General features: G+C 69.2%; 3 protein-coding genes. 1 reads left to right on the plus strand and 2 read right to left on the minus strand.

What is annotated here, in order from left to right:
- Positions 1-40: 40 nt before the first annotated feature.
- Complete coding sequence (gene pvdL / locus JHD77_RS24175) at positions 41-13,069, plus strand: pyoverdine non-ribosomal peptide synthetase/polyketide synthase PvdL (RefSeq protein ID WP_031756289.1); 13,029 nt, start codon at positions 41-43, stop codon at positions 13,067-13,069.
- Between the two features lie 484 nt (positions 13,070-13,553).
- Here the strand turns inward: pvdL and JHD77_RS24180 are convergent, their stop codons facing one another.
- Together JHD77_RS24180 and JHD77_RS24185 are read right to left on the minus strand one after the other, a co-directional pair.
- Positions 13,554-14,066, minus strand: coding sequence for a BRO-N domain-containing protein (locus JHD77_RS24180; protein ID WP_004355475.1), 513 nt, complete (start codon positions 14,064-14,066; stop codon positions 13,554-13,556).
- 579 nt (positions 14,067-14,645) lie between these two features.
- Positions 14,646-14,960: a hypothetical protein gene (locus tag JHD77_RS24185; protein ID WP_003113065.1), complete on the minus strand. Its 315-nt coding sequence runs from the start codon at positions 14,958-14,960 to the stop codon at positions 14,646-14,648.
- Positions 14,961-15,149: the final 189 nt, after the last annotated feature.

Below are 15,149 nucleotides of genomic sequence, written 5' to 3' on the forward strand. Positions count from 1 at the left end.
CTAGAACTCGATTGCAAGCCGAATTCAGGCAGGAAAACACATGATGGACGCCTTCGAACTTCCCACCACCCTGGTCCAGGCCCTGCGTCGCCGCGCTGTCCAGGAGCCCGAGCGCCTGGCGCTGCGCTTCCTCGCCGAGGACGATGGCGAAGGCGTGGTCCTCAGCTATCGCGATCTCGACCTGCGCGCGCGGAGCATCGCCGCGGCCCTGCAGGCCCATGCGCAGCTGGGCGATCGCGCGGTACTGCTGTTTCCCAGCGGCCCCGACTACGTCGCGGCGTTCTTCGGTTGCCTGTATGCCGGGGTCATCGCGGTGCCGGCCTACCCGCCGGAATCGGCGCGCCGCCATCACCAGGAACGCCTGTTGTCGATCATCGCCGACGCCGAGCCGCGCCTGGTCCTGACCACCGCTGACCTGCGCGAGCCATTGCTGCAGATGAACGCGCAACTGTCCGCCGCCAACGCCCCGCAACTGCTCTGCGTCGACCAGTTGGACCCGGCCGTTGCCGAGGCCTGGGACGAGCCGCAAGTGCGTCCCGAGCACATCGCCTTCCTCCAGTACACCTCCGGTTCAACCGCACTGCCCAAGGGCGTGCAGGTCAGCCATGGCAACCTGGTCGCCAACGAGGTGCTGATCCGCCGAGGCTTCGGCATCGGTGCCGACGACGTGATCGTCAGCTGGCTGCCGCTGTACCACGACATGGGCCTGATCGGCGGCCTGCTGCAACCGATCTTCAGCGGCGTACCCTGCGTGCTGATGTCGCCGCGCTACTTCCTCGAACGTCCGGTGCGCTGGCTGGAAGCCATCAGCCAGTACGGCGGCACCGTCAGCGGCGGTCCCGATTTCGCCTACCGGCTGTGCAGCGAGCGGGTCGCCGAGTCGGCCCTGCAGCGTCTCGACCTGAGCGGCTGGCGGGTAGCCTTCTCCGGTTCCGAGCCGATCCGCCAGGACAGCCTGGAACGCTTCGCCGAGAAATTCGCCGCCAGCCGCTTCGACGCGTCCAGTTTCTTCGCCTGCTACGGCCTCGCCGAGGCGACCCTGTTCGTCACCGGCGGCCAGCGCGGCCAGGGCATTCCCGCCCTGGCGGTGGATGGCGAGGCGCTGGCGCGCAACCGCATCGCCGAAGGCGAAGGCAGCGTGCTGATGTGCTGCGGCCGCAGCCAGCCGGAACACGCCGTGCTGATCGTCGACGCGGCGAGCGGCGAGGTCCTCGGCGACGACAACGTCGGCGAGATCTGGGCCGCCGGGCCGAGCATCGCCCACGGTTACTGGCGCAACCCGGAAGCTTCGGCGAAGACCTTCGTCGAGCGTGACGGGCGCACCTGGCTGCGCACCGGCGACCTCGGCTTCCTCCGCGACGGCGAACTGTTCGTCACCGGGCGCCTGAAGGACATGCTCATCGTCCGCGGCCACAACCTCTATCCGCAGGACATCGAACGCACCGTCGAGAGCGAGGTGCCGTCGGCGCGCAAGGGCAGGGTCGCGGCCTTCGCGGTCACGGTCGATGGCGAGGAAGGCATCGGCATCGCCGCCGAGATCGGTCGCGGCGTCCAGAAATCGGTGCCGGCCCAGGAGCTGATCGACTCGATCCGCCAGGCGGTGGCCGAGGCCTACCAGGAAGCGCCGAAGGTGGTGGCGCTGCTCAATCCCGGCGCCTTGCCGAAGACGTCCAGCGGCAAGCTGCAACGTTCCGCCTGCCGCCTGCGCCTGGAAGACGGCAGCCTGGACAGCTATGCGCTGTTTCCCGGCCTCCAGGCCGTGCAGGAGGCGCAGCCGCCGGCAGGCGACGACGAACTGCTGGCACGCATCGGCGAGATCTGGAAGGCCCGGCTGGGCGTGGCGCAGGTAGCGCCGCGCGATCACTTCTTCCTGCTTGGCGGCAATTCCATCGGCGCCGCCCAGGTGGTCGCCCAGGTGCGCGACAGTCTCGGCGTCGCCCTCGACCTGCGCCAACTGTTCGAGGCGCCGACCCTGCAGGCCTTCAGCGCCACGGTGGCCCGCCAACTGGCCGCCGGCCTGCCGGCCGAGGCACCGATGGCGCACCTGCCGCGCGGTGTCGACCTGCCGCAGTCGGCGGCGCAGCAGCGTCTCTGGCTGACCTGGCAGATCGATCCGCAGAGCGCCGCCTACAACATCCCCGGCGGCCTGCGCCTGCGCGGCGAGCTGGACGAAGCGGCGCTGCGCGCCAGCTTCCAGCGCCTGGTCGAACGCCACGAAGCGCTGCGCACGCGTTTCCTCGAGCGCGACGGCGCGGCCTTGCAGCGTATCGACGAGCGGGGCGAGTTCGCCTGGCAGTTCGTCGACCTCGCCGCGCTGGCCGAGCACGAACGCGCCGCGGCTGCCGCGCAGCGCCGCGAAGCCGAGGCGCAGCAGCCGTTCGACCTGGAAAAGGGGCCGCTGCTGCGGGTCAGCCTGGTGCGCCTGGACGAACAGGAGCACCAGCTCTGGGTCACCCTGCATCACATCGTCGCCGATGGTTGGTCGCTGAACCTGCTGCTCGACGAATTCTCGCGGCTCTACGCCGAAGCCTGCGGCGGCCAGCCGGCCGACCTGGCGCCGCTGGAACTGCACTACGCCGAGTTCGCTGCCTGGCAACGGCAGTGGCTGGACGCGGGCGAGGGCGCCCGCCAACTGGCCTACTGGCGGGAGCGCCTGGGCGACACGGCGCCGGTGCTGGAACTGGCCACCGACCATCCGCGCACGGCGCGCCAGGCGTCGCCCGCCGCGCGCTACAGCCTGCGGGTCGACGAAGCCCTGGCGCGGGCTATCCGCGAGGCCGCGCTGGACCATGAGGCGAGTGTCTTCATGTGGCTGCTGGCGGCGTTCCAGGCGCTGCTGCATCGCCACAGCGGGCAGGGCGAGATCCGCATCGGCGTGCCCAGCGCCAACCGCCAGCGCCTGGAGACCCAGGGGCTGGTCGGCTTCTTCATCAACACCCTGGTCCTGCGCGGCACGCCCCGGGCGCGCCAGCCGTTCGCCGCGTTGCTCGGCGAGGCTCGCGAGGCGACCCTCGGCGCCCAGGCCAACCAGGACCTGCCGTTCGACCAGGTGCTCGCGGCCTGCGGCCAGGGCGGCCAGTTGTTCCAGGTGCTGTTCAACCACCAGCAGCGCGACCTGTCGGCGTTGCGCCGGCTGCCCGGCCTGCTCGCCGACGAGCTGCCCTGGCACAGCCGCGAAGCCAAGTTCGACCTGCAACTGCAGAGCGAGGAGGACGCTCGCGGTCGCCTGACCCTGAATTTCGACTACGCCGCGGACCTCTTCGACGAGGCCAGCATCCGGCGTTTCGCCGCGCAATACCTGGAGCTGCTGCGCCAGGTCGCGGAAGACCCGCAGCGCTGCCTCGGCGATATCGCCCTGGTCGACGCCGAGCAGGCGGCGCACCTCGCCGAATGGGGCAGCGCGCCCTGCGAGCCGGCGCGCGCCTGGCTGCCGGAGCTGCTGGAGCGGCAACTGGCGCAGTCCGCCGAACGCGTCGCCCTGGAGTGGGACGGCGGCAGCCTCGGCTACGCCGAACTGCACGCCCGGGCCAACCGCCTGGCCCACTACCTGCGCGACAAGGGCGTCGGCCCGGACGTGCGGGTAGCGATCTGCGCCGAGCGTTCGCCGCAACTGCTGGTCGGTCTGCTGGCGATCGTCAAGGCGGGCGGCGCCTACGTGCCGCTGGACCCGGACTACCCCAGCGAACGCCTGGCCTACATGCTCGCCGACAGTGGCGTCGAGCTGCTGCTGACCCAGGCCCATCTGTTCGAGCGCCTGCCTGGCGCGGAGGGCGTCACGCCGATCTGCCTGGACAGCCTCAAGCTCGACAACTGGCCGAGCCAGGCACCGGGCCTGCACCTGCACGGCGACAATCTCGCCTACGTCATCTACACCTCCGGCTCCACCGGCCAGCCGAAGGGCGTGGGCAACACCCACGCGGCGCTGGCCGAGCGCCTGCAATGGATGCAGGCCACCTACGCCCTCGACGGCGACGACGTGCTGATGCAGAAGGCGCCGGTGAGCTTCGACGTGTCGGTGTGGGAGTGCTTCTGGCCGCTGGTCACCGGTTGCCGGTTGGTCCTTGCCGCCCCCGGCGAGCACCGCGATCCGGCGCGCCTGGTGGAACTGGTGCGGCAGTTCGAGGTGACCACGCTGCACTTCGTGCCGCCGCTGCTGCAACTGTTCATCGACGAACCCGGCGTCGCCGCCTGCGGCAGCCTGCGCCGCCTGTTCTCCGGCGGCGAGGCGCTTCCGGCGGAGCTGCGCAACCGCGTGTTGCAACGCCTGCCGGCGGTGGCCCTGCATAACCGCTACGGGCCGACCGAGACCGCCATCAACGTCACCCATTGGCAGTGCCGCGCGGAAGACGGCGAGCGTTCGCCGATCGGCCGGCCGCTGGGCAACGTGGTCTGCCGCGTGCTGGACGCCGAGTTCAACCTGCTGCCGGCCGGCGTCGCCGGCGAGTTGTGCATCGGCGGCCTGGGCCTGGCCCGTGGCTACCTGGGGCGCCCGGCGCTGAGCGCCGAGCGCTTCGTCGCCGATCCGTTCTCGGCCGACGGCGAGCGCCTGTACCGCACCGGCGACCGCGCGCGCTGGAACGCCGACGGGGTGCTGGAATACCTCGGTCGCCTCGACCAGCAGGTCAAGCTGCGTGGCTTCCGCATCGAGCCGGAGGAGATCCAGGCACGCCTGCTGGCGCAGCCGGGGGTGGCCCAGGCGGTAGTGGTGATCCGCGAAGGCGTGGCCGGCAGCCAGTTGGTCGGCTACTACACTGGCGCTGTCGGCGCCGAGGCGGAAGCCGAGCAGAACCAGCGTCTGCGCGCCGCGCTACAGGCCGAACTGCCGGAATACATGGTCCCGGCGCAGTTGATGCGCCTGGCGCAGATGCCCCTCGGCCCGAGCGGCAAGCTGGATACGCGGGCGCTGCCGGAGCCGGTCTGGCAGCAGCGCGAGCACGTCGAGCCGCGGACCGAGCTGCAACGGCGCATCGCCGCGATCTGGAGCGAAGTGCTCGGCCTGCCGCGGGTCGGCCTGCGCGACGATTTCTTCGAACTCGGCGGGCATTCCCTGCTGGCCACCCGCATCGTCTCGCGCACCCGCCAGGCCTGCGACGTCGAACTGCCGTTGCGCGCGCTGTTCGAGGCCAGCGAACTGGAGGCCTTCTGCGAACAGGTCCGCGCAGCCCAGGCCGCCGGACGTACCGACAGCCACGGCGCGATCCGCCGCATCGACCGCGAGCAGCCGGTGCCGCTGTCCTACTCGCAGCAGCGCATGTGGTTCCTCTGGCAACTGGAGCCGGACAGCCCGGCCTACAACGTCGGCGGCCTGGCACGCCTGAGCGGGCCGCTGGACGTGGCGCGCTTCGAGGCCGCGCTACAGGCCCTGGTGCAGCGCCACGAGACCCTGCGTACCACGTTCCCCAGCGTCGACGGCGTGCCGGTACAGCGCGTACATAGCGATGGCGGCCTGCACATGGACTGGCAGGACTTCTCCGCGCTCGACCGCGACAGCCGCCAGCAGCACCTGCAGACCCTCGCCGACAGCGAGGCGCACCGGCCCTTCGACCTTGAGAGCGGGCCGTTGCTGCGGGTCTGCATGGTGAAGATGGCCGAGCGCGAGCACTACCTGGTGGTGACCCTGCACCACATCGTCACCGAAGGCTGGGCGATGGACATCTTCGCCCGCGAACTGGGCGCGCTCTACGAGGCCTTCCTCGACGACCGCGAATCGCCGCTGGAGCCGTTGCCGGTCCAGTACCTGGACTACAGCGTGTGGCAGCGCGAGTGGCTGGAGAGCGGCGAGCGCCAGCGCCAGCTCGACTACTGGAAGGCCCAGCTGGGCAACGAGCATCCGCTGCTCGAACTGCCGGGCGACCGGCCACGCCCGCCGGTGCAGAGCCACCAGGGCGACCTCTACCGCTTCGACCTGAGCCCCGAGCTGGCCGAGCGCGTGCGCCGCTTCAACGCCGCCCGCGGGCTGACCATGTTCATGACCATGACCGCCACCCTTGCGGCCTTGCTCTACCGCTACAGCGGCCAGCAGGACCTGCGTATCGGCGCGCCGGTGGCGAACCGCATCCGCCCGGAGAGCGAAGGGCTGATCGGCGCCTTCCTCAATACCCAGGTGCTGCGCTGCCGGCTCGACGGACAGATGAGCGTCGGCGAGCTGCTTGAGCAGGTGCGGCAGACCGTGATCGATGGCCAGTCGCACCAGGACCTGCCGTTCGACCACCTGGTGGAAGCCCTGCAACCGCCGCGCAGCGCCGCCTACAACCCGTTGTTCCAGGTGATGTGCAACGTCCAGCGCTGGGAGTTCCAGCAGACCCGGCAACTGGCCGGGATGACCGTCGAGTACATCGCCAACGATGCGCGGGCGACCAAGTTCGACCTCAACCTGGAGGTCACCGACCTCGACCAGCGCCTCGGCTGCTGCCTGACCTACAGCCGCGACCTGTTCGACGAACCGCGCATCGCGCGGATGGCCGGACACTGGCAGAACCTGCTGGAGGCGCTGCTGGGCGACCCGCAGCGGCGCATTGCCGAATTGCCGCTGTTCGCCGCCGAGGAGCGGAAGCAACTGCTGCTCGCCGGCACGGCCGGCGAGGCAGGGCTCCAGGACACCCTCCATGGCCTGTTCGCCGCCCGCGTGGCGGCTAGCCCCCAGGCCCCGGCGCTGACCTTCGCCGGACAGACCCTGAGCTATGCCGAACTCGATGCCCGCTCCAACCGTCTGGCGCGCGTCCTGCGCAGTCACGGCGTCGGCCCGGAAGTGCGGGTCGGCCTGGCCCTGGAGCGTTCGCTGGAGATGGTCGTCGGCCTGCTGGCGATCCTCAAGGCCGGCGGCGCCTACGTGCCGCTGGACCCGGAATATCCGCTGGAGCGCCTGCAATACATGATCGAGGACAGCGGCGTACGCCTGCTGCTCAGCCACGCGGCGCTGTTCGAGGCCCTCGGCGAGCTGCCGGCGGGCGTGGCGCGCTGGTGCCTCGAGGAGGACGGCCCGGCGCTGGACGCCGAGGACCCCGCGCCGCTGGCAGCGCTGAGCGGGCCGCAGCACCAGGCCTACCTGATCTATACCTCCGGCTCCACCGGCAAGCCGAAGGGCGTGGCGGTCTCCCACGGCGAGATCGCCATGCACTGCGCCGCGGTGATCGAGCGCTTCGGCATGCGCGCCGAGGATTGTGAACTGCACTTCTATTCGATCAACTTCGACGCCGCCAGCGAGCGCCTGCTGGCCCCGTTGCTGTGCGGCGCCCGCGTGGTGCTGCGGGCCCAGGGCCAGTGGGGCGCGGAGGAAATCTGCGAGCTGATCCGCGCGGAGGGCGTGAGCATCCTCGGCTTCACCCCGAGCTACGGCAGCCAGCTCGCCCAGTGGCTGGAGAGCCAGGGCCGGCAGTTGCCGGTGCGCATGTGCATCACCGGCGGCGAAGCGCTGACCGGCGAGCACCTGCAACGGATTCGCCAGGCCTTCGCCCCGGCGTCGTTCTTCAATGCCTACGGACCGACCGAGACGGTGGTCATGCCGCTGGCCTGCCTGGCTCCCGAACGACTGGAGGAGGGTGCCGCCAGCGTGCCGATCGGCAGCGTGGTCGGTGCGCGGGTCGCCTACATCCTGGATGCCGACCTGGCCCTGGTGCCGCAGGGCGCGACCGGCGAACTCTACGTCGGCGGCGCCGGCCTGGCGCGCGGCTACCATGAGCGTCCGGCGCTCAGCGCCGAGCGCTTCGTGCCCGATCCCTTCGCTGCCGAGGGCGGCCGCCTGTACCGCACCGGCGACCTGGTGCGCCTGTGCGACAACGGCCAGGTGGAATATGTCGGCCGCATCGACCACCAGGTGAAGATCCGTGGCTTCCGCATCGAACTGGGCGAGATCGAGGCGCGCCTGCTGGAGCATCCGCAGGTTCGCGAAGCGCTGGTCCTGGCGCTCGACAGCCCGAGCGGCAAGCAGTTGGCCGGTTATGTCGCCAGCGCGGTGGCCGAGCAGGACGAGGACGCCCAGGCGGCGCTGCGCGAGGCGCTGAAAACGCATCTCAAGCAGCAATTGCCGGACTACATGGTGCCGGCCCACCTGCTGTTGCTCGCCAGCCTGCCGCTGACCGCCAACGGCAAGCTCGACCGCCGCGCGCTGCCGGCGCCCGACCCGGCGCTCAACCGGCAGGCCTACGAGGCCCCGCGCAGCGTGCTGGAGCAGCAACTGGCCGGGGTCTGGCGCGAGGTGCTGAACGTCGAGCGGGTAGGTCTCGGCGACAACTTCTTCGAACTGGGCGGCGATTCGATCCTGTCGATCCAGGTGGTCAGCCGCGCCCGCCAGCTAGGCATCCACTTCAGCCCCCGCGACCTGTTCCAGCACCAGACCGTACAGAGCCTCGCCGCGGTGGCCCGGCACAGCCAGGCCAGCCAGGCCGAGCAGGGGCCGGTGCAGGGCGACAGCGCGCTGACGCCGATCCAGCACTGGTTCTTCGACCTGCCGCTGGCGCGCCGCGAACACTGGAACCAGTCGCTGCTGTTGCAGCCGCGGCAGGCCATTGACCTCGGTCTGCTGCGCAAGTCCCTGCAACGCCTGGTCGAACAGCATGATGCCCTGCGCCTGGCGTTCCGCCAGGTCGACGGCGAGTGGCTGGCGCAGCATCGTCCGCTGCGCGAACAGGAACTGCTCTGGCACGTCCCGGTGCAATCCTTCGACGAATGCGCCGAGCTGTTCGCCAAGGCCCAGCGCAGCCTCGACCTCGAACAGGGGCCGCTGCTGCGCGCGGTGCTGGTGGACGGCCCGGCCGGTGAGCAACGCCTGCTGCTGGCGATCCACCACCTGGTGGTGGACGGGGTGTCCTGGCGGGTGCTGCTGGAGGACCTGCAACAGGTCTACCGTCAGTTCGCCGAGGGCGCCGAACCGGCGCTGCCGGCCAAGACCAGCGCCTTCCGCGACTGGGCCGGACGCCTGCAGGCCTACGCCGGCAGCGAATCGCTGCGCGAGGAGCTGGGCTGGTGGCAAGCCCGGCTGGGTGGGCAGCCGGTCGAGTGGCCGTGCGACCGCCCGCAGGGCGACAACCGCGAGGCGCTGGCGGAAAGTGTCAGCCTGCGGCTCGACCCGCAACGTACCCGGCAATTGCTGCAACAGGCGCCGGCGGCCTACCGCACCCAGGTCAACGACCTGCTGCTGACCGCCCTCGCTCGCGTGCTCTGCCGCTGGAGCGGGCAGCCATCGACGCTGGTGCAGTTGGAAGGGCATGGCCGCGAGGCGCTGTTCGACGATATCGACCTGACCCGCAGCGTCGGCTGGTTCACCAGCGCCTACCCGTTGCGCCTGACCCCGGCGCAGAGCCCGGGCGAGTCGATCAAGGCGATCAAGGAACAGCTCCGCGCGGTGCCGCACAAAGGCCTCGGCTACGGCGTGCTGCGCTACCTCGCCGATCCGGCGGTGCGCCAGGCGATGGCCGCGCTGCCCACGGCGCCGATAACCTTCAACTACCTCGGACAGTTCGACCAGAGCTTCGCCGACGCCCTGTTCCAGCCGCTGGACCAGCCCACCGGGCCGATCCACGACGAGCAGGCGCCGTTGCCCAACGAGCTGAGCGTCGATGGCCAGGTCTACGGCGGCGAGCTGGTGCTGCGCTGGACCTACAGCCGCGAGCGCTACGACGCGCAGACGGTGAACGAGCTGGCGCAGGCCTATCTCGCCGAACTGCAGGCGCTGATCGAGCATTGCCTGGAAGACGGCGCCGGCGGCCTGACCCCGTCCGACTTCCCGCTGGCGCAACTGAGCCAGGCGCAACTGGACGCCCTGGCGGTGCCGGCCGGCGAGATCGAGGACGTCTATCCGCTGACCCCGATGCAGGAAGGGTTGCTGTTGCACACCCTGCTGGAACCGGGCACCGGCATCTACTACATGCAGGACCGCTACCGGATCGACAGCCCGCTCGATCCCGAGCGCTTCGCCGCCGCCTGGCAGGCGGTGGTGGCCCGCCACGAGGCGCTGCGCGCGTCGTTCGTCTGGAATGCTGGCGAAACGATGTTGCAGGTGATCCACAAGCCCGGTCGCACCCGCATCGAGTTCCTCGACTGGAGCGAACTGCCGGAGGACGGCCACGAGGAACGCCTGCAAGCGCTGCACAAGCGCGAGCGCGAGGCCGGCTTCGACCTGCTCGAACAGCCGCCGTTCCACCTGCGCCTGATCCGCCTGGACGAGGCGCGCTACTGGTTCATGATGAGCAACCACCACATCCTCATCGATGCCTGGTGCCGTGGCCTGCTGATGAACGACTTCTTCGAGATCTACGGCGCCCTCGGCGAAGGCCGCCCGGCGAACCTGCCGACGCCGCCGCGCTACCGCGACTACATCGCCTGGCTGCAACGCCAGGACCTGGAGCAGTCGCGCCGCTGGTGGAGCGAGAGCCTGCGCGGCTTCGAGCGGCCGACCCTGGTGCCCAGCGACCGCCCGTTACTCCGCGAGCACGCCGGCGAAAGCGGCGGGATGATCGTCGGTGACCGCTATACGCGTCTGGACGCCGCCGACGGCGCGCGCCTGCGCGAACTGGCGCAGCGCTACCAGCTCACCGTCAACACCTTCGCCCAGGCCGCCTGGGCGCTGACCCTGCGCCGCTTCAGCGGCGAGCGCGACGTGCTCTTCGGCGTCACCGTGGCCGGGCGTCCGGTGGGCATGCCGGAAATGCAGCGCACCGTCGGCCTGTTCATCAACAGCATCCCATTGCGCGTGCAGATGCCGGCCGCCGGCCAGCGCTGCACGGTGCGCGAATGGCTGAACCGGCTGTTCGAGCGCAACCTGGAGTTGCGCGAGCACGAGCACCTGCCCCTGGTAGCCATCCAGGAAAGCAGCGAGCTGCCCAAGGGCCAGCCGCTGTTCGACAGCCTGTTCGTGTTCGAGAACGCTCCGGTGGAAGTCTCGGTACTGGACCGCGCGCAGAGCCTGAACGCCAGTTCCGACTCCGGGCGTACCCACACCAACTTCCCGTTGACCGTGGTCTGCTATCCGGGTGATGACCTCGGCCTGCACCTGTCCTACGACCAGCGCTACTTCGAGGCGCCGACCGTCGAGCGCCTGCTCGGCGAGTTCAAGCGCCTGCTACTGGCCCTGGCCGACGGTTTCCACGGCGAACTGGAGGCCTTGCCGCTGCTCGGCGAGGACGAGCGCGACTTCCTCCTCGACGGCTGCAACCGCAGCGCCCGCGACTACCCGCTGGAGCAAGGCTACGTGCGGCTGTTCGAGGCGCAGGTGGCGGCCCATCCGCAGCGCATCGCCGCCAGTTGCCTGGAACAGCGCTGGAGCTACGCCGAGCTGAACCGCCGGGCCAACCGCCTCGGCCACGCCCTGCGCGCCGCCGGCGTCGGCATCGACCAGCCGGTGGCACTGCTGGCCGAGCGCGGCCTCGACCTGCTCGGCATGATCGTCGGCAGCTTCAAGGCCGGTGCCGGCTACCTGCCGCTCGACCCCGGCCATCCGACCCAGCGCCTGACCCGGATCGTCGAGCTGAGCCGCACGCCGGTGCTGGTCTGCACCCAGGCCTGCCGCGAGCAGGCGCTGGCGCTGTTCGACGAACTCGGCTGCGTCGACCGGCCGCGCCTGCTGGTGTGGGACGAGATCCAGCAGGGCGAGGGCGCCGAGCACGATCCGCAGGTCTACAGCGGGCCGCAGAACCTCGCCTACGTGATCTACACCTCCGGCTCCACCGGACTGCCGAAGGGCGTGATGGTGGAGCAGGCGGGCATGCTCAACAACCAGTTGAGCAAGGTCCCGTACCTGGAACTGGACGAGAACGACGTGATCGCCCAGACCGCCTCGCAGAGCTTCGACATCTCGGTCTGGCAGTTCCTCGCCGCGCCGTTGTTCGGCGCCCGCGTGGCGATCGTGCCGAACGCCGTCGCCCACGATCCGCAGGGCCTGCTGGCGCACGTCGGCGAACAGGGCATCACGGTGCTGGAAAGCGTGCCGTCGCTGATCCAGGGCATGCTCGCCGAAGAGCGCCAGGCCCTCGACGGCCTGCGCTGGATGCTGCCCACCGGCGAGGCGATGCCGCCGGAACTGGCGCGCCAGTGGCTCAAGCGCTACCCGCGGATCGGCCTGGTGAATGCCTACGGGCCGGCGGAATGCTCCGACGACGTGGCGTTCTTCCGCGTCGACCTGGCCTCCACCGAGAGCACCTACCTGCCGATCGGCAGTCCCACCGACAACAACCGCCTGTACCTGCTCGGCGCCGGCGCCGACGACGCCTTCGAACTGGTGCCGCTGGGCGCGGTGGGCGAGCTGTGCGTGGCCGGCACCGGCGTCGGTCGTGGCTACGTCGGCGATCCGCTGCGCACCGCCCAGGCCTTCGTCCCGCATCCGTTCGGCGCGCCGGGCGAGCGTCTGTACCGTACCGGCGACTTGGCGCGGCGGCGCGCCGACGGACTGCTGGAATATGTCGGGCGGATCGACCACCAGGTGAAGATCCGCGGCTTCCGCATCGAGCTGGGCGAGATCGAGGCGCGCCTGCACGAACGCGCCGACGTCCGCGAGGCGGCGGTGGCGGTGCAGGAAGGGGAGAACGGCAAGTACCTGGTGGGCTACCTGGTTCCCGGCGAGACACAGCGTTCCAGCGCCGACTCGCCGGCCGGACTGATGGTGGAGCAGGGCGCCTGGTTCGAGCGGATCAAGCAGCAACTGCGCGCCGACCTGCCGGACTACATGGTGCCGCTGCACTGGCTGGTGCTGGACCGGATGCCGCTCAACGCCAACGGCAAGCTCGACCGCAAGGCGCTGCCGGCGTTGGACATCGGCCAGATGCAGAACCAGGCCTACCAGGCCCCGCGCAACGAACTGGAGGAAACCCTGGCACGGATCTGGGCCGAGGTGCTGAAGGTCGAGCGGGTCGGGGTGTTCGACAACTTCTTCGAACTCGGCGGGCATTCGCTGCTGGCCACCCAGATCGCCTCGCGGGTGCAGAAGGCCCTGCAACGCAACGTGCCGCTACGGGCGATGTTCGAATGCACCACGGTGGAAGAGCTGGCCAGCTACATCGAGTCCCTGGCCCCGAGCGAGATCAGCGAGCAGAAGGCCGAGCGCCTGAACGACCTGATGTCGAAGCTGGAAATGCTCTGAGGCACGCGCCCCGCCACAGGCCGGATACCTGTGCGGGGCGCGTGGCGGAAAGGCATGAAAAAGGCCCGCCGAAGACGCCCGGGCGTCCTGGCGGGCCTTTCTACAAATTCGTTCTAGGCAAACCAGCCCTCTGACCTTGAGGGAGAGGGGCGTTCGGAGCGGCGAACCCGCCCGCTAGGCGAGCGTAGCTCCTACAGGGGACGGTCCGGCCGGGAGTCGCGCAGCGTTCGCTTGCGCGGCTTCTCCTTGGTTTCACGACGCATCTTGCGAGGCTGACGGAGGCCCGTCAGGTCCTGGCTGCCCTGGTCATCCGTGTAGAGATCGTCCAGAAGGTTTCGCGTTATCTTCATGCCAGCGGTTTCGTGCTGTCCGTGGGAAAGGAGAGGCTAGGCCCGAGTCGTTGCTCTATTGTTAATGGATGGCGCCGCGCCGCTTAAGCTGGCAGATCTGACAGGCCCCGCCCAACACGACGCCAGAGCGGCGCCTAGAGCGGCCGCAACTTGCTCAACCAGCGTCGCCAACCCAGTTGCACCATGGGTTCGCCCTGGCGTTCGAGGAGGTCGGGCATCTCGCTGAAATTCACCCAGAGCTTGCCCTGCCAGTCGAGCATGTGCACCACCTGGCGCTCCCAGCGCAACTTGACGTAGCGCGGCATGCCGCTGTCGTCGGTGGCGCTGCGCAACTCCGGCACCACCTCGCCGCTGAGCCAGCGGCGCAATTCGCCGCCATCGCCGCGCTGCTGGTAGATCAGCGCGGCATACGCGCCGGACTCGCTGATCAGCCACTGCGCCTGGTCTTCGCCACGTTCGGAACGCAACGATTCGCGGCGCGCCTGGTCGTCGTCCAGGCGGGCGAGCATCTGTTCGGGCTGGCTGTGTTCGATCAGCCGGGCGAAGTCGTCGAGGACGAACCAGGCCTGGTCGTCGATCAGCAGCGCGCGCAGCAATCGCTGCTGTCGGAAGAAGTAGTGCGGGGCAAGCTGGGTATGGCCGTGCATAGGAGAAATCCTTCTCTGAGCTGTCCGCTGCCTGGCTTCTGCCGGCGCGGCAGGGAGACAGGCCGCTCGTGGGTGTTGGGCCAGCAGGCTGTGGCCTGCCGGGAACCGAAGTCACCGGCGAAAAAAGCCTACTGACAGCGCCTGTAGGACGGCAATGGCTAAGCCTTGTACGAAGTCTCCGATGGCACAAGCCCGCTGAACAGCTAGGCCTATGAGGGTAGGCTCTTGTCCACTGTCTATATGGCGGTGAACTGCTCGCAGCCGAACCTGTTCCCTGAGCATTTCCTGGTTACCTGCGTGGCACTGGGCTGGCCCGGAAAACCTATAGCCATTTGGCGGAAAACAGGAGCGGCGGGTTTTTCCCGCCAGAAACCCTCTTTTTTCGAGGTCTCGTAACTTGCTGATTTATAAGGGCGTAAGAAATCGTCCGAAAAAAGGGTCGGAAGTTTCGGGCAATTGGCGGCCGTTTCGCGAGGACCGGGACGGCGATCAAGCGTGCCGTTCGGACGCGAAAGGTCTTGTGATGGCGATGCCGCAAAGCCCCCGGCCAGGCCGGGGGCGTCGCGCCAGGGAGCGGCGCTACAGGCTCGGGTGGCCCGCCTCGATTTCGGACAAGGCATCGCTGAGCAGCGACAGCAACGCACCGTTGATGTAGGCCAGGGTGCCGCCGGGCTCTTCTTTCTCATCGAGCAAACGGGTCATGGCCAGGATGTTGATCGCCGACCTCAAGCGCACTTTCGCGTTGTCGAACAAGTGCGTGGGGAGTGCATGGGTGTCCACGTACAGGGTGGCGCTACGCGGACACATGTCGGCCTGGGAGGTGGGGAGCAGCGGGACGAAGCGGGGGGACGATTCTGTTACCTCGGGGTTGGACGTATCATTCGGCTTAGCCATGGGTCAGCTCCTTTATAAGCTGGTTTGTGGTTAGCGGGTCGTAGGTGTTCCCGCACCTGCGGCCCGCGTCTTTTTTGCCCTCAGAAAATAGAGGGCAGTGCCGTTCGGTCCTGTCCCTGCGGGACGGATTTGCCGGCCCCTCCATCATCCTCCTACTGGGTTTTTATCCAATTCCCGGGCTTCTGAGAG

Source organism: Pseudomonas sp. P20 (assembly GCF_016463925.1).
Lineage (GTDB): Bacteria > Pseudomonadota > Gammaproteobacteria > Pseudomonadales > Pseudomonadaceae > Pseudomonas > Pseudomonas aeruginosa.

What these genes read in the sequence shown, in the direction of transcription:
- pvdL (WP_031756289.1), top strand. Translation starts at nt 41, where the DNA reads ATGATGGACGCCTTCGAACTTCCCACCACCCTGGTCCAGGCCCTGCGT.
- JHD77_RS24180 (WP_004355475.1), bottom strand. Translation starts at nt 14,066, where the DNA reads ATGCACGGCCATACCCAGCTTGCCCCGCACTACTTCTTCCGACAGCAG.
- JHD77_RS24185 (WP_003113065.1), bottom strand. Translation starts at nt 14,960, where the DNA reads ATGGCTAAGCCGAATGATACGTCCAACCCCGAGGTAACAGAATCGTCC.